Here is a 22022-nt window from a genome sequence, read left to right on the forward strand (position 1 = left end):
GGATTAAGCTCGTGAGGACATGGCTGCTTCCGCGTGCGCCGAGATTCTACTGGCTCATCATCCTGGCGTTCGCGGCATCGACGATCACGTCCGATTTGCCGGGTTTCGGAGAGGGGCATTGGTCGACCTCGACCGCCTTCCGTGCCTGCACCATCGCGATCGCGGTTGGCCTCGCGGCCCTGTCGGAGATCTGGGACATCGCGCCCGCGGTCATTGTCAAAGCGGAGGCCCGCTACCAGAACCGGCAGGCACGGGAGGTTTACACGATCCCCGTCGTTTTCGACGCTGCGCCGACCGTCGCGCCGGGAATGTCGCGACTGCGCGTGACGCGGACGGATGACAATCTGGCGATCCGGCCGTGGGCGCTGCGCTTCGAATACGCGGTGGACCGGCGTAAGGGTGAGTGGTAGCGCGGCCCCAACGACCCGCCAGGCGAGCCAACGCGACCATGCCAGGAGCGTCCCGGCTTGGAGACGGGACGCTCGACAGCGTCAGCCGAAGCGACGGCCGGCTTCGGTGAAGGTATATTCGTTCGCGATGATGGTCTCCTCGACGGACTCATCCGAGGTCAGGTATTCGTATTCGCGTTCGAGCTGCCGGTAGAGCCAGTCAGCGAGATCGCGCAGCGCCTCGGTCACGATCTCCCCGGCATGGGCGGTCATGCCCTGCCAGGTCGGACTGTCCCGCTCGACAGAGATCGCCATGCAATAGGCGTGATAGTAGTGGCCACGGTGGCTGACATCAGCGCGGAGCTGATAGAAATTCCGTCGCTGGACGGTCTGCAAACCGTCGGCGATGGCATGCAGGCGGTCGTCCTTCGGGGCATGGCCCCGGATGTCGCGCGAGGCGTTCTTCCGGTAGGAATAGAACGCCTCGAAGCAGGCGCCGTCCCCTTGCGACCAGAAGCCGGTGAAGTAGATGCGTGGCTGCTGCCGGGTTCCGCCGCCCATCAGCCGGACGGCGCGCGCCTTCAGGCGAACGCCGAGGATTTCGCAAATCTGCTCGAAATCATCGAAGATGGTAGCGTACCAGTCATAGTCGAAGCCGCCCTCTCGATACCATGCTCGGGCGTTCTCCCTGGCGGCGTCGGATAGCTCAGCAAGTTGATAGACCTTCGTCTCGATCACCTTACTCATCGGGATCGCCTCCGCCGAGGACCCACGCAAGCCACCCATCGGTGTAGGTCCATGCGATCGTCTTGCCAGTGGTGAGGTCGACTACATGCGCGCCGCCGCCGAAGGCGTCGACACGCGGCTGCGAGCAGGAGTTGGCGTACTGGAAGCCCCAGCGGCCTTTCAGGCCAAACTCCGCGGCGCAGATCCTGACGAACTGAAGGAGGCGTTCCGGATCGCCGGTGACGTCGTCGCGCATCCAGAGCTTGCTGCCGCCGTGCTCGGGCTGGATCGACAAGAGGAAACCGTCCGAGGGCGGATCCTCGGATGCGCCGTCTTCGGAAAGCTGATTGTAAAGCGCAAGCGCGCGGGCGGCATTGTCGGGTGTGCCGACGTCCAGCAGGCATGAGAAATGGGTGAAGTGGTCGGCCATGTCGGGCTCCTGAAAACGAGAAAGCCCGGCGCGACGGCCGGGCGATGGTCGATGGATACGGTGGTGTCGTGGTCAGAGGCGGAAGTGCGCCACAGTCCGCTGAGCCTCGGCGTGGTGGCCTAACATCTCGCGATAGAAGCGCTTTCGCGCGTCCCGCTTTTCGGGATCGTTCCAGGCTGAGCGGGACAGCTTGCGCCGCGCCGCCCGGATGACGGCGCGGTCGCTGTCCCAGACCAGAATGTCGAGACGGAGATAGGTGGCGTACACCGCCGCCTCCTAGACTTTGAAGCGTCGGTACAGTTCGTCGATCTCGTGGAGTTCGAGGCCGGCGTGCGCGCCGTTGTTGGTGAGGTCGCCCGTGAACACCGGATCGAGGGGCCCATTGATAAGAGCAAGCTGAAGGGTGGAGAGACCGGCGAGCACGGCGTCGCGCTCGCGGGCCGTCACGGTGATGGTGTGAAACGCTTCGACGGTCTCTCGCGGTTCGAGCAGGCGCACGCCGCTGTGCTCGTCGATTTCGTAATCGTCGAACTCCTGCACGTCGCCGGTGGCGAGCCATTCGCCATCGTAGTGGACACTTTTGGCGAGGCTTCGCGCCTCTTCGGACGTGTCGGCCTCAACGACGGTCTCGTAGTAGACGAAGGCATCGTGGCCTTTGCGGACAACAAATTTCGGCATTGGGATACTCCTCAAATGAATGTGTCCGGCGCGGTGGCCGGGCTGGATCGGAAAACCGGGGTCTGGCGTCACGCCGCCCTCAGCAGCGCGGCCCGCACCGTCTGCCGCCAGTCGGCATGGACAAGCCGGCCCTCAAGGATGCTGGCGCGGAAGCGCAGGTCCTGGGCGGAAGCGGCATTGTCCCGGCGCGCCTCGGACGACGCTTCCCCACGCAGCTTGCTGGCCTTCGCGACGACGAGGCGCGTTTCGCCATCCGAAGCGACGGGATCGCACCAACGAACGCTGCGATGCGAAGGCTCGCCAGCGAGAACCTGGCATTGTTCTCCGTCGATAACGACGAACAGTCGAGGCTTGAACGTCATGGCGTCGCCTTCGCCGGTCTCGAAGCGATCGCGGCGGGAGAGGCGTTCGACGCAGGCGATCGCGTCGTCGAGGGAACTGCACTGGCAGAGATCGACCGTGCTGATTAGGGTGCAGGAATCGAGATCCGGATCGTTCCCGGCATAGCGGGCCTCACCGAGGCAGGTTATTCGCAGCGGAAGCTTTCGGGCGGCGGTGAGCGCCGCGACTGCGGGAAAGGTTCTCGCGCCGAGGTTGGCAATGCTGAAGCTGTTCATCGTGAAGTCTCCGTGACAGGCGGCGGAAGCCTCTCTCCCGCCCATCATCCCGTCACGGTCAAACCGACACCCCTCTCCCTCTATCGCTCTCGAATGGCGGCCGTGGCCGGCATGAAAAAAGCGCCCCGCCAGGAAGACGGGACGCTCGATGTCCTTCAATCGATTGCCTGATAGATCGCCGATGCTTCGGGATGTCCGTCCAGATAGTCATGGAGGCGATGATAGCCTTCGGCGAGATGATCGGATTCGTATTGGATGGAGAGGTGCGACAGGACGAACAGGGTCGCGATGATGCCCGCGGCCTCCGCGGAGACCTCGCCACGGAACTCGGTGATCCCGCTTTCGATCCGCATGCGCTTGCGGGACGTAGGCGCGAGGAACAGAGGCCGGCCCCGGAGCTCGAAAAAATCCCAGAAACCGCCGCCATAGTCATAAGGACTGAGCCGCTCCATGAAATGATAGACGGCGTTTTCCGCGATTATGAGGTGCCGGAGACCGAACAATGTCGGCAGGAAGTTTTCGCGACGATCATACGGTACAAGGGTCGCAAAGTGGCGTGCGCTGGTCTGGAGCGTCATGGCCTGGTTCTCCTGAGAGAGGATGGAGACAGGTCCGGTGAGCGCTCTCTCTTCGCCGGTCCGAAACCAGCCAGGCCCGTCCGCTCTCTTCCTCTTCATATGCGCCAGAGCCCCTGCGCGATTTCGCGCGCGAGCATGGCGTGAGCATTGGTCATCACGTCGCTGCCGCTGGTTTCGGGGTGATCGAAGAACCGCGCGGCTGGGCCGTTCTCGATCCAGTCGGCGTAGTAGCACCAGGACCGATCCTGAAGCCGGAAAGCTGCCATATCAGCAGCCCAATGCGGCTTCGGCTCGACGACGACGGTGACGCCATTGCGGGTTTCGGGCCACGGCAGCGAGCGCTGCGAGGGAGGGCAGCGCAGGTCCGCAGCCAGTATCTCTTCGACGGTAATCATGTCGCAGTCCCCCCGTCCGGCGTTGAGATGAAGCCGTTCGGATCGTCGGGATCGGGCGGAAGGTAAGCATCAAAGGGGTTGCCATCGGCGAGATGGCCGAACGGCGTCATGACGATATGGCCGCCCTCTGCGCGGCCCACGGCGCAGAGGACGTAGCGACGCTCACGGGGTGACGGCGTCCAGGCACTCCGTGAGCGCCAGATTGCCGTCGCCGGCGGCGCACAGCAGCGTGTTGAAGTTTGTGCGGACTGGATCGGGAATGGCCACGATGGTCTCCTGAAACGAAAATGGCCCGGCGAGAGGCCGGGCCGTGAAGTGGGAAGAATGAAATGCGAGGCGACCGAAGCCGCCTCGACGTTCGGTGTCATTCGGCGGCGACGAGAACCACCGGATCGTTGGACGCATCCGCCTTGTCATCGCCGGCAAGGAACTCCGGCAGCGCCACATCATCTTCCTGGGCTACTGCCTGCATGTCGGCGGCCGGCTCCTCGACAAAGAGGCGAAGCGGTTCCGGCAGCCAGCCGGTGTCGGCCAGGAGGCGTTCGGCCTGACGCGCCATCTCATCCTTCTTCATGTGGTCGATGAGACGCGCTGTTTCTTCGCCCAGCGCCTCATGCACGGCTTCGTGGATGCGGGACTTGGTCACGCGGCCGAGGTAGTTCGTGACGGTAGGACGGAAGCCGGCCTCCGCCATGTCGAGACCCGTGACGCGGGCAAGGCGGTCGGCCTCGGCCATACGGGTGCGAAGGTCGTATTCAGAAATGCCGGTGGCACTGTGCGGATTCGGCCGCTCGTAGAGCGCGTTGATGCCGTAGGACACGCAATGAGCGAGAAGAGCCAGCCGGCTATCGAGATCGAGGGCGTCGAGCCAATCCCAGAGAGCGTCATCATCGGCCGGAATACCTGCCTTCCAGCCGGCGTGCCGTTCTGCCACCGACTTCGCATAGGGGCTGTTCTTGAGATCGATGCCCTGTTCGCGGAAGTAGACTTCCTGAACCTCGACCTGAACGGTCGCGCCTCTCGGAGACCGCTTGAAGCGGTCGCGTACGAGACGATGCAGCAGCGCCGTCATGGCGATATGCGGATTGGCGGCCACGGCGTCGCTCAACGCAACGGTGCGGTGTGCCGTCAGCTCGGCGACGAGCTTCTCGGGAAGAGGCCTGATCATGTCCTCTTCCTCGTCGAACTCGACCGGCTGACCGCCGACGGTGATCACGGCGTGCTGGACATCGGACGTGGTCACGCCGTCGGCATCCCCGTCGCCCTCGATCTCCGGCGTTTCGCCCTCGACGGACGCGGTCGGCTCGTCCTCGGGACGGACCCAGCCGCGATCGACAACGAGCTCGCCATCCTCATCGACAGTGACGAAGACGCCGGCGATGGCAATCTCGGCGGGGTCGTAGATAACCCGGCGACGCTCGAAGGCCTCGATCTGCTTTTCAAGCTCCGCAAGACGATAGTCGATTTCGCGCGGCAGTTCGTCGACCGCATGATATTTGTCTTCGAGGTCGGCGTGTTCGTCGCGCAGCGCCAGGAAGGCCGCATTTTCTTCCTCGGTCAAATCATCGATTTCGCCCGGGATGGGTCGCAGCCCATACTGATGGCCGTATGGAAGATAGAGGTCCGCCGAGACCCACTTCCAGCCTTCGGCGGCCACCGCCGCAGCGACCCCTTTAAGCTTTTCGGCGACGAGGCGATCGAGAAGCGGCACATCGTCGAGCCAGCCGTCTTCCTCATCGTCGAAGAGGTAACGCGGCAGAACCGGCCCGCCGGCCGCCACATAGGTGTCGAGGCCGATGAAGAGCACCCGCTTGTCGGATGCGGGAACGCTGGTCTCGGTCAGCATGTTGCGAATGCGCCAGGGCTCGCGATGGTGGGATTGCCGGACGGCGTCCCAGACCTGTTCCTGCCGTGCGTGATCCGGGTGCGCGGTGAACGACTCGAGCATCGCCAGCGTCATGCTGTTCTCTGTATAGACGGCATGGAGCGTGGGCGAGACCTTCGCCAGTGCAAGGCGCTGATCCACATAGCGCTCCGTGGTGAAATAAGCACTCGCGACCTCGGCGTTGGTCATGCCGCCGTCGACCATCCGCTTGAATGCCTTGAACTGGTCGAGCGGATGAAGCGCGAGCCGGAACGTGTTCTCGGCGAGCGAGTCGTCGATGGCCGATGTCTTGGCGTTGGCTTTCTTGACGATGCAGGGAACCAGACCATCGGCGGGGAAGCGGCCCCTCTCCACCAGCCGGGCGATGACGCGGAAACGGCGGCCGCCGGCCGGCGTCTCGAAATCTCCGGTCTCGTTGCCGTCGGCATCGAGGATGGCGCGGACGTTGATGCCCTGGATCAGATCTTCGCGTCGTTCGACGTCATAGGCGAGATCGTCGAGACCGGCTTCGACATCGGTTTCGCGCACATTGTCGTGGGACAAACGGATGCGGTTGAAGGGAATGTCGCGCGCTCGCGAGAACTCGATCAGTTCGAGGGCAGGCTTCTTCTTGGCTCGGGCCATGGTGGCTACTCCGTGACGGGCGCCGAGAGCCTCTCTCTCAGCCCTAAACCCGTCATAAATCCCCATCCCCCCTCTTCCTCTCCGGCGGCTAAGGCGGGCTCGGTGTGAGGTGGCCGCCCCCCTCCGTGGCCTGGATCCTGCGCGCTGCACGACGGATGACGACAAGGCGCGTATCGGCGGCCTGTGCGATCCGCTTTATTGTTGACAGCTCCGCATCCGAGCACTCCCCCATCACCTCGATCTCGACGAAGTGGCCGCCCCTGTCGTTGGAGACGCTTGGGCGGTGGCTGTAGGAGACGTAGAAGCTTTCGTGGCGCTCAATCGGTCGGACACGCGACCGCAAGAAAATGATGCCTGAGCCGAGATTCCCGCAGAACAGCAGCTCGTCGGCCGGTGTGGTCTTCGGCCCGTCGCCTTTCTGTCTGCGGCCGATCTGGCGGAAGGCCTGGTCGAACGTCGCCGGGTCGCGCGTGATCCGCGCCTCGCGGTCCTCATGGAATTTCCATGGTGGCCGCCAGGGGTTTAGCTTCCCGACCGCGATTTGATGGAGGAAATCGGCGAAGCTCGCCGGATCGGCCGGATACGGGCAGGCCCGCCAGATCTCGCGCACCCGCGCGCGCAGCGTGTCCGGAAGCGCGAAGAGCCGAGCGCGGCCCTTGCGCCACCAGGCAGCGCGCTGACGGCGGCGCTCGCGTTCGGCCTCGTCCCACCAGACAGCTCGACGGGCCATTTCCTCGTCGACGGAGAGCTGACCGGCGGCGATCTCTTCGGCGAAAAGCGGCAGCGCCTCGCGTTGGAGGCGCTGCTTGCGGAGAAATGCCGCGCGTTTACGCGACGTGTCTCCATAGGGTGCGGACCGATGCCAGCGACGAAAACGCATCACGCCGCCCTTCTGTCGATTGCGCCGGCGGCGGGAGCATCGGTCTCGGGAAGGAAGGACAAGATCCAGTCGGCCGCTCTGCTGGCCTGCGAGGCGGCGCGGACGATGGCGCGATTGTCCTCGCGTAGCACCTCCAGCCACGATCCGATATAATCGGCGTGTCGTACGGTCGGGACGATGCCGAGCGAGGCGCAGCAGAAGGCGGAGCTCATCTCGGCCACGAGCTCCTCGAACGCATACTTCCTGGTTCCAAAGGAACCGGAGAGATCGCGGTTCAGCCGGCTGTGGTGGCCGCTGGCGTGGCCGATCTCGTGGAGCGCGGTCCTGTGCCAGTTGATCGGCTCGAAATAGGCTTGCGGCGGTGGCACGGCCACGTAGTCGAGCGTAGGCATGTAGAAGGCCCGATCGCCACCAATGCGGAAGTCAATGGCGGTCGCCTTGATGAGAGCCTCGACCGTCGGTTCGATGAGGCCGGGCGGCGGGAGCGGCGCGGCAACGGTGATGTCGTCGGGCAGGCCCTCGCACTGGGCCGTGTTGAACACGGTGAACCGCTTGAGAAAAGGTATGGCCTGGGCTTCCTCGCCGCTTTCGCGCGCCCGCCGCTTCTCGTCCTCGGGGATGAAGCGGTCGGCATAGACGACGGTGGTGCCGTGCTCGCCCTTGCGGACATTTCCGCCAAGCGCGGCCGCCTGACGGTATGTGAGCCAGCCCTGACCGGGAAAGCCATGCTGTACGACTGCGCCCCAGAGGATGAGAATGTTGATGCCGCTATAGGCGCGGCCGGTGCTGGCGTTGTTCGGAAGCCCAAGCGGGGCTTTGGCCTCGGCCTTGCCCCAGGGCTGCACCCACGGGAAGCGCCCGGCCTCGAGGTCGGCGATGATCTTGTCGGTGATTTCGTCGTAAAGGTTCGTCCGGTCGGAGCCGGTGCGAGGGGTGCGGTCATGTCTGGACATCGCGGTTCTCCGCGACGGGCGCCGGGAGCCTCTCTCCCAGCCCTCAACCCGTCACGGCTAACCCAGTCCGCACTCTGACTCTCGGGGGGCGTTGCGGGGTCTCCCCGCAGAAGGGGGTGTGCCGGCGACTTCGGCGCCGGCCAGGGGGAAGACTTTCCCCCAAAGTTCTATCGGATCGTAAACCCGGGAAAACGCAAAGCCGACTATCAGTAATTACGCCCTTCAGGCGAGGTATCCGAAAACGGTTACTCAAGCCGAAACCGCATCCGCCAACCCGTCTATGAGCAGATCAAAAGCGATGCGCAGGTCCTCCTGCCGTAGCTTCTCGACCAAATCGCCGCAAGTCGGCAGGCCAATCTCGACGGACCTGCGACTCGTTCATTCGCATCAGCCGCGGACCAATTGCGCAGCCGCTTCGCCGGCGCTGTCCATATAGCTGGTGTCCCGGTGCAGAAGCACGACGGCGAATGCGCCATCGAGAAGAAGAACGATCTGCCGCGCGAGACGGCGCGCTTCGTCGGGGGCCCGGATTTCCTCCAGCACGACGCAGAGCCAGTCCTCGACCCGCTTCTTGTGCGCGCGGCCCGCGAGGATCGCCGGATGTCCCGGCAGGTGGATGAGCTCGACCGAAGTGCGCAGGAACCCGCACCCCTTCCACTTGGGATGCCGCGCAGACGCCGCCAGATTGCGGAAAATGCCTTGCACCTTGTCCGCCGTGTTGCCCTCGGTCTCGGCGAACCAGTGCTGGAACAACGCAAGGTTCGGCTGGTCGCGCGTTTCGAGATAGGCGGCGATCAGGTCGTCCTTGCTGCGGAAGTGATAATAGAGCGTTCGCTTCGTGAGCCCGACCTTTTCGGCGACCGCGTCGACGCTCACGGCGCGGATGCCTTCCGCGTGGAACAGCTTCCCGGCTGCCTCAATGATGCGCTCGCGTGTCGGTCTCAGTGATCTAGCCATGCCCGAATGTATACCGACTAGTGAATATACTCAACCGGCCTACACGTTTATCCTTCCGGCATGCGTAACCCGTCTTCAAACACCACTCTTATTGAAGGACAGCCGGTCGAGCTTTCCTCACCAGACGGTGTTCTGCTTGCCGGCCATCTCTGGCGGGTCCGGCAAGCGGACCCTATGGGGACCGTCATTATCAATCCTGCAACCGGGGTGCTCGCGCGCTATTACCATCGCTATGCCCGTTTCCTCGTGGAGCACGGATTCGACGTGCTGACCTATGATTATCGCGGCATCGGGCTGTCGCGGCCCGTCCGTCTGCATGGCTGCGGCTATCGCTGGCGTGACTGGGGCGAGCTGGATTTTGAAGCCGCCATCAGGTTCATAGAGCAGCAGGGTCGTCATGACAGAGTGCTGGTGGTCGGGCACAGCGTCGGCGGCTTCCTGCCGGGACTCGCTGCGAGTGCTCGCCGCATCGAGCGCATGCTGACCGTTGGCGCCCAATATGCCTGGTGGGGCGACTACGCCTTGCATCGGCGGCTCCACCTGTTTCTCAAATGGCATGTCGCGATGCCCGCGCTGACACTTGCCTTTGGCTATTTTCCCGGCCGCCGGCTGGGTTGGCTGGAAGACCTGCCGGCTGGCGTCGCTCTTGAATGGAGTTTTCGCCGGCCGCGTTTCGAGCATAGCCATCCGCGCGCGGTGAGGCGGGGCGCGCTCGACCGCATGGCTGCCGTCACGGCGCCGATCCTGGCAGTGGCCATGTCCGACGACGAGCTTGGGACGCCGGCCGCCATTCGCCGGACGTTGAAATACTACACCGGCAGCGCCGAGCGAATCGCGGTGCTGCTACGGCCGTCGGACTTTGGCCGCGACACGGTCGGACATTTCGGCCTGTTCCACGACAGCCATGCCTCCGGCTTCTGGCTGGAGACGCTTCTGTGGCTTCGCGACGGCCGAAATCCATGGCGCGGCCACGTCATCGATCCTTGAACGGGAGGTTTTCATGCACCGTCTCTTTTACTCGCCCGGCGCCTGCTCGCTCGCTATCCACATCGTGCTGGAGGAGATTGGCGAGCCTTACGAGGCCGAGGTCCGCTCAGCCAAAAACGGCGAAGGCACGACGACGGCGGACTATCTGGCGCTCAACCCGAAAGGCCGCGTGCCGGCGCTGACAGGCGTTCCCGGTGGCGCTGGAGGCGCACCGGACCTTTTAACCGAAGCCGTCGCCATCCTGTTGTTTCTTGCTCGAAGCCATCCCGAGGCGAAACTGCTGCCTGCCGATCCGGCCGGTGAAGCCCGATGCCTGGAATGGCTGAGCTGGATCTCGATCGATCTACACGGCATCGGCTATGGCCAGCTCTGGCGTCCGCACCGGTTCGTGGCCGATCCGGCGCTCCATGAGGCAGTGAAGAGCAAGGGGATGGAGAACATCCTCACCGCCTACGATCATATCGACCATATCCTGTCCGATGGCCGCGAATGGGCAGTGCCCAGCCAATACACGGTCGTCGATGCCTATCTGGTCGTGTTCTGGCTTTGGGGCCGGCGGATCGGTCTTGAGATGGACACGAGCTGGCCGAACTGGGCACAGCTGATGAACAAGGTGCTGGAACGTCTGGCGGTGAAGCAGGCGCTCGAGCTGGAGGGCCTGGCTTGAGATGATGTCCATCACGGCCCATCAGGCGTGCGTTGCCGATGTCAGATGCTCGAACAGACTGCGCGCGGGCGCGGTCAGCTCCGCTTCGCTGCGAACACAAACGGACAGTTCGCGCGTCGCCCAGCCGTCCTGAAGCCGAGCCATTGCAATACGTGCGGATCGCCTCAAGCGCCGCGCTGCCGTTTCCGGTACGATGCCGACGCCGACGCCCTCGCTGGCCATTCGGCAGATACCTTCGAAACTGCGAAGCGCTACGCGCAACTTCAACTTCGTCCCAAGCTGGCCAGCCTGCATCTCTAGGTGCTGTTGCAAAGCTCCGTCCGCCAAGGCGATGAAAGGATGATCGAGCAGATCGGCGAAGCGAAGCTGGGGCTTTTTCGCAAGATCATGGTCCAGCGCGAAGACGGCTACCAGCCGGTCGATGGCGAAGGGGTGCGATATGAGGTCGGCGATCTCGGCGGCGCTGGACAGGATACCGATTTCGGCAAAGCCCGCGGCAACGCTGCGCGCGATCTCAGAGCTTTGCCTTTCTTTCAGTTCGATGTCGATCTGTGGATGGGCTGCCATCCAGGGCGCGAGCCGTGCGGGCAGAAATTCCGTAACCGCCGCCGTATTGGCGAAGATGCGGACGCTTGCGCGCATTCGCTTGGCGTAGCGGGATATCTCACCGCGCATCTGCGCCATCTGATGCAGGATCGTGCGCGCATGGTGGGCGAGCGCCTCGCCGGCTTCGGTCGGACTGACGCCCCGCCGGCCGCGCTGGAGCAGCAGGACCTCGCCTGCGGCCTCCATGTCGCGCAACCGCTCGCTGGCAGCCGGCAGCGACATCCCTGCATCGGCCGCGCCATGGGTGATGCTACCGGCATCGACGACGGCCAGGAAAAGGCGCAGATCAATCAGGTCGAAACGCATGCTGAACGTATAGTCGCATTTTTGCCTTCGGCATAGCCGAAGTCACGCATCGGTCTTTCCGCATTGCGCGAAGACGTCCGCTCGACAGTCATGGGCAATGTTTGATCTTTCCACACCGTTACTGGCCGCAGTCGTTGCGACCTTCTTCGCGGCCGGCCTCGTCAAGGGCGTCACCGGCATGGGGTTGCCTACCGTGGCGATGGGCGTGCTTGGTGCCCTTGTCTCGCCGCTAGCGGCCGCAAGCCTGCTGATCGTGCCGTCCTTTGTCACCAATGTCTGGCAGCTCCTGGCCGGCCCGAACTTCGTCCCGCTCCTGCGGCGGCTCTGGCCGATGATGCTGGCTGTCGTCGCGGGAACCGTGCTCGGATCGACATGGATCGCCGGCGGCGACACAAAGCTTACGACAGCGTTTCTCGGCATCGCGCTCGTCGTCTATGCGGCCTATACACTGTTCGCGCGCCAGATCAGAGTTCCGCGCCGTACCGAGCCGTGGCTGTCACCGCTGATCGGCGCTATCACAGGAGCCGTGACGGGGGGAACCGGCGTTTTCGTCATCCCGGCAGTTCCTTATCTCCAGGCGCTTGGTCTGTCGAAGGACGACCTCGTGCAGGCTCTCGGCCTCTCGTTTACCGTGTCGACGATCGCGCTCGCCATCGGACTTGGCGCGCATGGGGCATTCCAGGCCGATCGTCTCTCGCTATCGGCGCTCGCAGTCTTGCCAGCGCTGGCGGGCATGTGGGCGGGGCAGCGCGTTCGCAACCGGATCAGCCCGCTCGCCTTTCGCCGCGGCTTCCTGATTTGCCTGCTGCTGCTCGGCTGCGAAATGGCCACGCGGTCTCTGCTATGATTTGAGAAGTCTCGTGGGCACGCAAATCCACCAATGTGAGAGGCCGATTGTTTACTCTAACTTCGGCGAACCGGAACGTGGTCGGCACTCGATCTTCTGCTAAAAGCTCATAGAGCAGAGCACAAATAGCTGTTAGATCAAGTTACATTGGATTCCGGCGAGCACGAATCGGGAGGGCGGGAACGATGCATTTAAGGAAGCTTGCTGTCCGCAACTTTCGACGGCTACAAGATGTTGTTATCGACTTCGCATCTGATATTTCCATCTTCGTCGGCGCTAATAATAGTGGCAAGACGTCCGTCGGCCACGCACTCCAGCTCTTCACCGGCCATGGCCGTTTCAACATCCATGATTTCAGCGCGGATTTATGGCCGGGGATCGTGGCATTCGGTGCGGGCGACGACAGTCTGGCGTTGCCGACCATGGAAGTCGATATTTGGCTGGAAATCGGGGCGGAGGATGTTCATCGTGCCATTGACCTGCTGCCTAGTCTCGCTTGGGACAGCACCCTCGTCGGGATGCGTGTTGCCTATGCGCCGATAGACCCTGACGCGACACGTGACCGTTTCATTGAGGCCCGCGAGCGCGCGCTCGCTGCAGTCGAGAAAGATGCGAACGGCGCTCCGGTGTTTGACCCGGCGCCACGACACCTTCGTGATTATCTGCGCGATACTCTGCATGATGAATATGAGCTGCGCTACTTTGTGCTTGATCCGGCGCGGTTCGACACCGACATGGTCGCCGAGGACGGCTACATACCCTCGTCGCTTGCGGGTCGGGATCGCAGCGGCCGCGAAATTCTCAACAGCATCCTGCGCATCGATTTCCTGGACGCCCAGCGTCACCTGTCCGACAGCGCTGGAGGAGGTCGGGCCGAGGACCTGTCGCGAGTCCTCAGCCGCTTCTACGGGCGCAATCTTGAGCAGAAGGGTGACGACCTCGAGGCGCTTCGCGCATTGGCTCAATCGGAGATCGCGCTCAACCAGCATCTGGAGAGAGTGTTTGAGCCGACCTTGAAGAGCTTATCGAAGCTCGGATATCCCGGACTCTCCAACCCTCGCATGATGATCCGCTCCGCGCTCGATCCGGCACAGATCATGAGCAGCCGTGATGCGGCCTTGGTCCACTATGCGCTCGGCCCAGACGATGGTGCGGCCGATCCCCCGACATTGCCTGACCGCTACAACGGGTTAGGGTTCAAGAACCTCATATTTATGGTCGTTGAACTGCTCGACCTCCATGCGCAATGGCTGGCTATCGAAGAAAACCGTCCGCCGGTCCATCTGATCTTCATCGAGGAACCAGAGGCGCACCTGCACGCGCAGCTCCAGCAAGCTTTCATTCGCAAGGTGATGGACATCCTCGCGCTCAAGGGTGTCGACCGGACCGCTTACACAAGCCAGGTCGTCGTCACCACGCACTCGACCCATATCCTCTACGAGCGAGGCTTTCGGCCGATCCGCTATTTTCGGCGTTCGCGCGCGAACGCCGAGTCGACGTCCGACGTGCTCAACCTTTCTGCATTCTACGACAGCACCGCCCCGGATATTCGCACCTTCCTTGAACGCTACCTCAAGCTCGCGCATTGCGATCTGTTCTTCGCAGACGCCGCCGTGCTCGTTGAGGGCAATGTCGAACGGCTATTGCTGCCGCAAATGATCGAGACTGCTGCTCCGCGACTGCAATCGACATATCTCACCATTCTAGAGATTGGTGGCGCTTTCGGCTACCGCTTCAAGGCGCTGATCGAATTTCTCGGCCTCACCACCCTCATAATAACCGACCTTGACAGTGTGTTCGGTCCAGCGGTCTTGGCCGAAGGCGAAGACGCCGTCGTAGGCCAAGCTGGTGGGCCCACGGAACAGAGTGAGGCTGCCGCACAGGAGGAGCCCGATCTCGGCGCCGCTGACGAGGATGATGAAGGCGAAGAGGCGGCGCCAGCGGCGGGCGACAAGCCGGGCAAGGCCTGCATTGCCGGGCATCCAGGCGCGGCGACCTCCAATCAGACGTTGCTGCAATGGCTGCCTAAATGCGGGACCGTCGAGGCGCTCTGGGATGCGACGGCCGACGACAAGACTCAGGCTCGTGTGAATGACGATGACGCGCTTGTTCGGGTTGCCTATCAATGCCGCACTGACGTCAGTTGGGGTCACGATACGGCCGCGCTCGCAGGACGAACGCTTGAGGAGGCTTTCGCGCTTGAGAACCTCGAGTGGTGCCAGCACAAGGATCGCCGGCTGCTTCAGTTGAGGATCGCGAAGAACGACGAAAAGACGCTGGCTGAGCTCGTCAGCCGTATCCACAAGCGCGTTCAGGCGAAGAGTTTCAGCAAGACCGACTTTGCTCTGGCGTTGCTAGCTGAGGATCCGACCAAGTGGATTGTGCCGGAATATATCGCAGAAGGGCTACGTTGGCTGGAGGGTGAAATCGCGCCACCCGAACCGGAACCTGATGACGAGGACGAGAGCGAAGACGAAGGCAGCGATGGTGGGGCTGACGGCGAGCACGGCGACACTGGCGCTGAAGGCGCCGTCCACCTCGCCGTGTCCGCCGCTGGCAACGGTTTTGCCGCATGACCAGTCGCATCGGCAGCCCGGACACACCCGCGGACGTCGAGGTTCGTGCCTGTCTTGATGGAGAAGTTCCCCGTTCCTTCGTGATGGTCGCAGGGGCCGGCTCCGGCAAAACAACCTCGCTGATCAAGGCCCTTGACCATCTCGCTCGAACCCGTGGCCCTTCTCTGCGTCGCGCGGGGCAGCAGATCGCCTGCATCACCTATACAGAAGTCGCTGCCGGCGAGATTTCTGAGGATGTCGGCGTCTCGCCGCTATTCCACATCTCAACGATCCATAGCTTCCTGTGGTCGGTGATCCGGCCGTTCCAAAGCGACATTGCAACCTGGGTTGGCGTCAGAATCGAGGAGAAGATCGCCGAGCGGCGAGCGCATTACGAAAAGCCACGCACGCAGCCACGAACCAAGGCGCGGTTAGAGATCGAGATCGCCGAACTCGAGGCTCAGTTGGGCGCGATTGCGTCGGTGGATAGGTTCACCTACGGCACTGGCAGCAGCTATGCCGAAGGTATTCTGGGTCATGATGACGTCCTCAAACTGACGCCCTATTGTGTCGGCGCGCATCCACTGTTGCGCAGAGTGATCGCCAGCCGTTTCCCATTCATCTTTGTCGACGAAAGCCAGGACACCAACCCGGAAGTTGTCGAGGCATTGCGCTCGATCGCAGCCGAGCAGCCTAGATTGTGTGTCGGATTTTTCGGCGATCCGATGCAGAAGATCTATATGAGCGGCAGCGGCGCTGTTCCGCTTGACGAAGGCTGGGCAAACATCAGCAAGCCGGAGAATTTTCGTTGCCCGACGTCAGTTCTCGCGGTCGTCAACGCCATCCGCGCCGGCGGCGACGGTCTCGTCCAGACACGTGGACGCCGGATCAAGGTCGGCGAAGTAGAACAGCCCGTGGTTGGCACGGCCAACCTGTTCGTTCTGCCGGCCGACCATCAGCGAAGCGCTCGCCTCGCCGCGGTTCGTGCATGGCTCGCAGCGCAAACCGAAGACGAGCTTTGGCTGAGCGATGTCTCCGAGGGCGATGTCAGGCTGCTGGTCTTGGTTCACCGGATGGCCGCCGTCCGGCTCGGCTTTCCGAGCCTCTACTCTGCGCTCAACGATCACGCCCCGACCAGCTTTGCCGAAGGAATCGCTGACGGCTCCGCCTGGCCGCTTCGACCTATAGCGCAACAGATCCTGCCGATCGTCTCGGCAGTTCGGCAAGGCGACCGCTTTACGGTCATGTCGATCCTGCGTCTTGCCAGCCCCAAGCTCCAGCCCGATCGCCTGCGTGGCCAGCCAGCGGCGGCTGTGCTGACAGGACTGCAGCATGCGGTCGATCACCTTGTAGCGATGCTTGCTGACGGTTCGCAAGCGACAGTCGGCGCGGTAATGCGGCACGTCCACGATACGGAACTGCTTCGACTGGATGACCGCTTCGGACCGCATCTCGTTGACGGGCCGGTGGACGACGGTAGCAGCGGCTTCGCAAATGTTCAGGCTTTACTCGCCTGTAGCGTCAACGAGCTCTGGGCGTACCGCCGCTACTTCACCGAGGAGTCGCCGTTCGCGACGCACCACGGGGTGAAGGGAGCGCAGTTCGAGCGGGTCCTCGTCGTGGTGGATGACGAGGAGGCGGCGTTCCACCAATACTCTTACGGGAAATACTTCGGCTACGTACCGCTTTCTGAGAATGACCAAGCCCGGATTGAGGCTGGCGAAGAGACGGTCCTCGATCGCACCCGGCGTCTTTTCTACGTATGCTGCTCACGCGCCATGACGGATCTTGCCGTGGTGCTCTTCGTGCCGGACGTGCCGGCGGCGCTCGCCGCAATCGCAGAAAAGGGGTTGTTCCCGGACACCTCGATTTGGGGCGTTGAGGCGCTCGCCTGATCAACGGGAGCGAATCGCACCACCGTGGTATCCGTTTCGGCGCCATGAAAACAGCGACTGCCTCAGGCCGAAGGCTTCAAGAGGTGAAGGCGGGGATATCCCAACCGGGAGGATCGTAGATCTTCGAACGTTTGATCTGGCCCGAGAAGCCCGTCGCTTTCGCGATTGCCGCCCTGTCGGCCTTCCAGCCCCGTCGATCCCGGTTCGGATCGGCCATGATCTGTGTGATCATATCGTGAGGGTCGACCGGATACCGATAAAGACCGCGGGGATCGCAGTTGCCCGCATCGCCGAAGTGGTGCAAGCGTATTTCGGCCTCGTGCTTGAAGGCCCGACGCTTGAGAAGAAGCGATCGGACGAGTCCTCGTGCCGAGATTTCCAGGCGTCCGTTGTTGGCCAGATATTCCTTCAGGACCGGCTCGGTTTCATAGCTGACGGCGCCTACAAAACAGGTGTCTTGAGGCATGCGAGGGTGAGCTGCGGCAAGCGATGTCAGCAGTTTGCGTGGCGTCGAACGGATACGCAGATACCTCTTACTCGGATCGTTCGCATAAATTCCCCACATCGCTTCCGAGAGGCTGTGCCGCGTCCAGCATTGGCCGACGAAATCATCCTTGAAACCGTAATCGAACCGTTCTCCATCCAACGTTCCGCCGAGGTTGAGCTGGAAATTCTCAAACTTATCCTTCCAATTGCTGATCTTGCTCAGGACGTTCTGGCTGTCGCTGAACAGCGTGAAAACGTACTCCTGCGGCATGATGCGATAGATGTGTTGATCGAGTTCCTTGTCGTCCAGATTCAGGAAATTCATTCTTGTTGTTCCCCCCATTATGACACTCCTAGTTCGAACACGCTATTTGGCCTGACGCGCCGCTTCGTCTCGTCGCCGTTGAACGATGCTTTCCATCAGACGCGGCTGTGGCGTCCTGCCGAAGCGGTTCTGAATGAAGCGCGCCTGATTCTGATCCATGCCGTAGACGAACCGCGATGCGCCTTCGACGACCTGCCGATTGCATTCCTTCACGAGAGCGATCTGGTTTGTGCGCAGGACTCCATCGAGAAAGCCGCGATCATGGGAGGCGATGAAGAGAAGGCGCGGACCAATCGGCAGCGCGATATGGTCACCCTCCTGATCGAGGCCATTCGTCCTGATTATCGGGCGGTCGGAGGTCAGGAATGCGGGGGCGGCTGGCGGTGATTGCAGCACGCGCCAGTCCATTTCGTTGATTTTGCCGCCAACGCTGTCGTGGTCGACCAGGGAATAGAAGACCTGGAACTGATGGCGTTCCTTGATGCCTAGCGGTTGGCCGGCGAGGAACTCGGCAAAGGTCTCTGGATCTTCAGCGCCGCGCGCAGCCTGATAGCGCGCTTCAGCGTCAGCGTCGGTGCGGCTGAAATCCTCGTGCCACCATTCCCTGAAAGCCTCGATATCCTCGGGGCAACGCAGCAGCAGCGACAGGAGAAACCTCGTCCACGCCGAGCGGCTATGGCTGTCCCAAGGCGCCTGGTGGCCGTGTCGTTCGAGCATGGTGAGCGCGTTGGACGCCCAGGTATCGAGCGGCTTGAAAAACTTTTCTTCAACCTGCTGCGCAAGGCTCGGCTCAAAGCCCTTCAGTTCATACAGGCGCTCCTGATACCCGGTGCGATCAGGCATGATCCTTCTCGCGACGATGTCATGACGCGGTTTGGTGAACTCCGTGACCTTGCCGTCGCCACCCGCCCATCTTCTCAGGTAAAACGCTGGAATATAGTGATGCTTCGTTGGAGGGTTTGACGTCATGTACTGTATTAAGCCGATTTCGCGATATTACCTCAAACGATAACAAGTACAGAATGTGATTTCACCGGAAATTCTTGCCTTTCACCGTTATCTCGCCGATGTTGGCGTGACCGTCCGACAAGGTCCGGCCCCGGAACGGGCTCGGCAGCAGGCCGCGCGGATCTGGCGCCGGAGTACCGTGATGGTGCGCGTCCCCGCATCCGCTAAATGCCGGTTTGGGCGTCAGCGAGTGAGGCTGCGATCGCGGCCATCGAGCGGAAAAGAACAAGCGGATCGTCCCGCGTGGGAAGGAAACCACGCCGTTGCCAGAACTGCGCGGCTTCATTATCCACGGCGTTGACCATCAGCGCGCGCCCGCCGATCAGACTTGCGGCCTGAACGCAGCGCTGAAGCGCATGCTTTACCAGGCCCGTGCCAATGCCGCGCCCCGACCATTCCGTATCGGTGGCAAGCTGGCCGAGAAGAAGGCAGGGGACCGGATCGGGCGGCTGACCAGTGCGGATCGAGCGCGGCAGCACTCCCGGGACAACGGCGGTCGGAGCAAGACCGTAGTAGCCGACGACACGTCCAGCCTCGTGAACAACGAGAACGGCCGTGAAACCCTTCTGCTGATTGGACAGAGCGCGTGTCTTCAGCCAGTGATCAAGCGTCGGGTTTCCACAGGAGAACTCCGACACGTCATGCGTGGCGGTGAGTGGTTCGGGAGCCGATAGCGCCACGATTTACCGCTTGGGCTCATAACCGGCTTCCCAGGGCGCCGGCCGCCTGGCCAGTTCGACCATTTCGGGAACCGGAGCTGCCGGGGCGGCGAGAACCTCTATGAATCCGGCGAACCCTTGCGGGCTCATGCGGATCAGGCTTTGTTCCATGACGACTTCTTCGGCCGCACGCACCGCAGCGTCACGCACGAAGTCGGTTCGCGAGCGCCCACGCAGCGTTGCCGCGCGATCGATCATCGCGACATCCGCTTCCGGCAGTCGCATCGAGATTGGATATTCCTTACGTTCGGCATTGGCGGCCATAAATTTTCTCCTTGACCGCATGATAAGAGATTGTATCGTAAAACGCAATACGCTACGATGGCGTTCATGTTGAGCGATCTGAAAAATGCCATCTCGGTGCGACCGATGGTCGGTTCGGAGACAAAAGCGAACAGGTTATTTCGCTATGCCACAGCGCGCGGACGTACGCCGCGCCGCGCCAGCATACGCCGGAACACAGCAATAGTCGCCGAGCATTCTATCGTGTTTTCAGTTGCTTATACTTCATATCCGGCAAACTCTACCGGGCATGAGCGTGCGATCAACCCATACTCCGGCGAAAATGAAGAGAAGCGAGCGCGAAGAGCTGCTCGAATCTCTTCTGCTCAACGAACCGGAACTTACCTTTACTCCTCGTGGCGATCCCGACCCGCGGCTTTTGCGTTTGGTGGACTTTTTGGCGCGGCAAGCTGCGCGGGAATGCTACGCGGAGGAAGTGAAGGCGACGAGGCGACGGGGGAAGCGCGCCTCTTGATGCAGAGAGGAGACGCGCATTGAAGATCGCGATCTACGCCCGCTATTCGTCCGACAGTCAACGCGACGCGTCCATCGCCGACCAGTTTCGGATGTGCCGCCTTCATGCTGAGAAGCAGGGTTGGACCATTGTCGAGGAATACTCTGACCACGCCGTTTCCGGCTCCAGCATGATCCAGCGCGCTGGCATCCAGGCGCTGATCATGGATTCCAGCCGCGGCCGTTTCGACCTGGTCATGGCCGAGGCGCTGGATCGGATCAGCCGGGATCAGGAAGACATCGCCGGCATCTACAAGCGCATGCGCTATGCCGACGTGAAGATGCTCACCCTGTCGGAGGGCGAGATCAGCGAGTTGCATGTCGGGCTCAAGGGCACGATGAACGCGCTCTTCCTGAAGGATCTGGCCGACAAGACCCGCCGCGGGCAGCGTGGCCGTGTTGAGGCCGGAAAATCGGGCGGCGGCAATTCCTACGGTTATGACGTGGTAAAGAGGTTCGACGCCAACGGCGAACCGATCCGCGGAGACCGCACGATCAACGAGGCTCAAGCCGAAGTCGTCCGCCGCATCTTCCGCGACTATGCCGCCGGCAAGTCGGCCAAGACCATAGCCTTCGCGTTGAACAAGGCGGGTATCGCCGCCCCGTCCGGCGGAGATTGGGGCTTCAGCACGATCAACGGCAACCCCAAGCGGGGGAACGGCATCCTCAACAATGAGATGTATGTCGGCAAGATCGTCTGGAACCGCCAGCGCTTCGTGAAGGACCCCGATACAGGCAAGCGCCAGGCTCGCCCCAATCCCGAATCCGATTGGGTAGTTCAGGAGGCGCCGGAGCTGCGCATACTCGACGACGATCTCTGGAAGGCCGTGAAGGCGCGACAGGGCGAAAACCGGACGGAGAGGGACGAGAGCGGTGTCGCCGATATCCGCAAGATGAACTATCGCCGCCGACCCAGGTATCTCTTTTCCGGCCTCACGCGTTGCGCTTGCTGCGGGGGCGGCTATTCGGCGATCTCAGCCACATTGATCGGTTGCTCGACAGCGCGCAACAAGGGAACCTGCGACAACCGCGTCAACATCCGGCGCGAGGAACTCGAAGCACGGGTGCTCAACGCGCTCCGGACCCGCCTCGTTGATCCCGAACTGTTCGCCCGGTTCTGCGAGGTGTTCACCCAGGAAATGAACCGGCTGCGCATGGAAGGCCGCGCGGGGATCGCCGCGGCCGAGGCGGAGGTCGCCAGGATCGACCGGGAGCTCGATACACTGCTCAACCTGATCCTCAAGGGCGGCGCAGCGGATGCGATCAACGCGAAGATGGTCCTGCTGGAAGCCCGGAAGAAGGAGCTGGCGCTGTTCCTAGCCGAAGCCGAAGAGCCGCCTCCACTTCTCCATCCCTCCATGGCGCTGCAATATCGCAACCGCGTCCAGCAGCTCTACGAGGCCTTGCAGGATGAAGAGGAAGAGACGCGGATAGAGGCAGCGGACATCCTGCGCTCTCTCGTGGACAGGATTTTGCTGACCCCTGTCGAAGGTAAGGTGGAGATCGACGTCCAGGGCGATCTCGCTGGAATCCTTATGATTTCCGCCCAAACGAAAAACCCCGCCGGTGGGCGGGGTGGATCGCAAGTAAAGATGGTTGCGGGGGCAGGATTTGAACCTGCGGCCTTCAGGTTATGAGCCTGACGAGCTACCGGGCTGCTCCACCCCGCGTTATAGTTTTTGCATTGCAAAAGGGCCGCTTTGAGGGCGGCCCG

General features: G+C 62.3%; 23 protein-coding genes, 1 tRNA gene and 1 pseudogene. 7 read left to right on the forward strand and 18 right to left on the reverse strand.

The features are described 5' to 3' along the window. Window positions 1-11 precede the first annotated feature (11 nt). A complete protein-coding gene (locus tag L0976_RS23140) occupies window positions 12-410 on the forward strand; it encodes a hypothetical protein (RefSeq protein WP_143853304.1) in 399 nt (132 codons plus the stop codon). A gap of 81 nt (window positions 411-491) precedes the next feature. Here L0976_RS23140 and L0976_RS23145 read toward each other — a convergent pair whose 3' ends face one another. The 12 genes and pseudogenes from L0976_RS23145 to L0976_RS23200 form a co-directional block, all read right to left on the reverse strand. Continuing rightward, entirely contained in the window at window positions 492-1136 is a 645-nt protein-coding gene (locus tag L0976_RS23145; RefSeq protein ID WP_094543269.1) for an antitoxin of toxin-antitoxin stability system, read from the reverse strand. After that, window positions 1129-1545, reverse strand: coding sequence for a hypothetical protein (locus tag L0976_RS23150; protein WP_094543271.1), 417 nt, complete (start codon window positions 1543-1545; stop codon window positions 1129-1131). The genes L0976_RS23145 and L0976_RS23150 overlap by 8 nt, the downstream gene beginning before the upstream one ends. Window positions 1546-1617: 72 nt before the next feature. Beyond that, the gene (locus tag L0976_RS23155; RefSeq protein WP_094543274.1) at window positions 1618-1812 is read right to left on the reverse strand and encodes a hypothetical protein; all 195 of its coding nucleotides are present in this window, start codon (window positions 1810-1812) and stop codon (window positions 1618-1620) included. A gap of 9 nt (window positions 1813-1821) precedes the next feature. Next, entirely contained in the window at window positions 1822-2223 is a 402-nt protein-coding gene (locus L0976_RS23160; RefSeq protein WP_094543276.1) for a hypothetical protein, read from the reverse strand. A 68-nt stretch (window positions 2224-2291) separates the two neighbouring features. Then, window positions 2292-2840, reverse strand: coding sequence for a hypothetical protein (locus L0976_RS23165; protein ID WP_094543279.1), 549 nt, complete (start codon window positions 2838-2840; stop codon window positions 2292-2294). A gap of 155 nt (window positions 2841-2995) precedes the next feature. Continuing rightward, a complete protein-coding gene (locus L0976_RS23170; RefSeq protein ID WP_094543282.1) occupies window positions 2996-3418 on the reverse strand; it encodes an antirestriction protein in 423 nt (140 codons plus the stop codon). A 95-nt stretch (window positions 3419-3513) separates the two neighbouring features. After that, a complete protein-coding gene (locus tag L0976_RS23175) occupies window positions 3514-3813 on the reverse strand; it encodes a hypothetical protein (RefSeq protein WP_094543285.1) in 300 nt (99 codons plus the stop codon). Beyond that, window positions 3810-4080: pseudogene (locus tag L0976_RS23180) on the reverse strand (DUF6117 family protein). The gene L0976_RS23175 and the pseudogene L0976_RS23180 overlap by 4 nt, the downstream one beginning before the upstream one ends. 97 nt (window positions 4081-4177) lie before the next feature. After that, the gene (locus L0976_RS23185; protein WP_094543287.1) at window positions 4178-6322 is read right to left on the reverse strand and encodes a chromosome partitioning protein ParB; all 2145 of its coding nucleotides are present in this window, start codon (window positions 6320-6322) and stop codon (window positions 4178-4180) included. A gap of 88 nt (window positions 6323-6410) precedes the next feature. Continuing rightward, window positions 6411-7202: a hypothetical protein gene (locus tag L0976_RS23190; protein ID WP_094543289.1), complete on the reverse strand. Its 792-nt coding sequence runs from the start codon at window positions 7200-7202 to the stop codon at window positions 6411-6413. Next, a complete protein-coding gene (locus L0976_RS23195; RefSeq protein ID WP_094543291.1) occupies window positions 7202-8155 on the reverse strand; it encodes an ArdC family protein in 954 nt (317 codons plus the stop codon). The genes L0976_RS23190 and L0976_RS23195 overlap by 1 nt, the downstream gene beginning before the upstream one ends. Before the next feature lie 387 nt (window positions 8156-8542). Further along, window positions 8543-9112 carry a TetR/AcrR family transcriptional regulator gene (locus L0976_RS23200; protein WP_094543292.1) on the reverse strand — a complete coding sequence of 190 codons (570 nt, stop codon included), beginning with the start codon at window positions 9110-9112 and terminating at the stop codon, window positions 8543-8545. 60 nt (window positions 9113-9172) lie between these two features. Between L0976_RS23200 and L0976_RS23205 the strand changes: the two genes are divergently transcribed. Continuing rightward, complete coding sequence (locus tag L0976_RS23205; protein ID WP_094543294.1) at window positions 9173-10099, forward strand: alpha/beta fold hydrolase; 927 nt, start codon at window positions 9173-9175, stop codon at window positions 10097-10099. 13 nt (window positions 10100-10112) lie between these two features. Next, window positions 10113-10766, forward strand: coding sequence for a glutathione binding-like protein (locus L0976_RS23210; protein WP_179253463.1), 654 nt, complete (start codon window positions 10113-10115; stop codon window positions 10764-10766). A 21-nt stretch (window positions 10767-10787) separates the two neighbouring features. On the opposite strand, the gene L0976_RS23215 is transcribed toward L0976_RS23210, so the two are convergent. Then, window positions 10788-11678, reverse strand: coding sequence for a LysR family transcriptional regulator (locus tag L0976_RS23215; protein WP_094543298.1), 891 nt, complete (start codon window positions 11676-11678; stop codon window positions 10788-10790). Window positions 11679-11775: 97 nt separating this feature from the next. On the opposite strand from L0976_RS23215, the gene L0976_RS23220 reads away from it, so the two are divergent. The 3 genes from L0976_RS23220 to L0976_RS23230 all read left to right on the forward strand — a co-directional run bounded on the left by L0976_RS23220 (window position 11776) and on the right by L0976_RS23230 (window position 16975). Next, entirely contained in the window at window positions 11776-12525 is a 750-nt protein-coding gene (locus tag L0976_RS23220) for a sulfite exporter TauE/SafE family protein (RefSeq protein WP_203316580.1), read from the forward strand. Window positions 12526-12710: 185 nt separating this feature from the next. Next, entirely contained in the window at window positions 12711-15101 is a 2391-nt protein-coding gene (locus L0976_RS23225) for an AAA family ATPase (protein ID WP_094543303.1), read from the forward strand. Then, the gene (locus L0976_RS23230) at window positions 15098-16975 is read left to right on the forward strand and encodes a UvrD-helicase domain-containing protein (RefSeq protein WP_094543304.1); all 1878 of its coding nucleotides are present in this window, start codon (window positions 15098-15100) and stop codon (window positions 16973-16975) included. Before L0976_RS23225 ends, L0976_RS23230 begins: the two co-directional genes overlap by 4 nt. A gap of 76 nt (window positions 16976-17051) precedes the next feature. On the opposite strand, the gene L0976_RS23235 is transcribed toward L0976_RS23230, so the two are convergent. From L0976_RS23235 to L0976_RS23250, 4 genes are all read right to left on the reverse strand, one after another. Further along, complete coding sequence (locus tag L0976_RS23235; protein ID WP_094543306.1) at window positions 17052-17786, reverse strand: hypothetical protein; 735 nt, start codon at window positions 17784-17786, stop codon at window positions 17052-17054. A 42-nt stretch (window positions 17787-17828) separates the two neighbouring features. Beyond that, complete coding sequence (locus L0976_RS23240; protein ID WP_064332037.1) at window positions 17829-18755, reverse strand: DUF4238 domain-containing protein; 927 nt, start codon at window positions 18753-18755, stop codon at window positions 17829-17831. Window positions 18756-18958: 203 nt separating this feature from the next. Continuing rightward, a complete protein-coding gene (locus tag L0976_RS23245; RefSeq protein ID WP_064332036.1) occupies window positions 18959-19474 on the reverse strand; it encodes a GNAT family N-acetyltransferase in 516 nt (171 codons plus the stop codon). Between the two features lie 3 nt (window positions 19475-19477). Next, window positions 19478-19777, reverse strand: coding sequence for a DUF1778 domain-containing protein (locus tag L0976_RS23250; protein ID WP_064332035.1), 300 nt, complete (start codon window positions 19775-19777; stop codon window positions 19478-19480). Window positions 19778-20289: 512 nt separating this feature from the next. Between L0976_RS23250 and L0976_RS23255 the strand changes: the two genes are divergently transcribed. After that, complete coding sequence (locus L0976_RS23255) at window positions 20290-21945, forward strand: recombinase family protein (RefSeq protein ID WP_084438349.1); 1656 nt, start codon at window positions 20290-20292, stop codon at window positions 21943-21945. Here L0976_RS23255 and L0976_RS23260 read toward each other — a convergent pair. Beyond that, a tRNA-Met gene (locus L0976_RS23260) sits at window positions 21902-21978 on the reverse strand. The genes L0976_RS23255 and L0976_RS23260 overlap by 44 nt on opposite strands. Window positions 21979-22022 lie beyond the last annotated feature (44 nt).

The organism is Shinella sp. NM-101 (assembly GCF_021401195.1).
Taxonomy (GTDB): domain Bacteria; phylum Pseudomonadota; class Alphaproteobacteria; order Rhizobiales; family Rhizobiaceae; genus Shinella.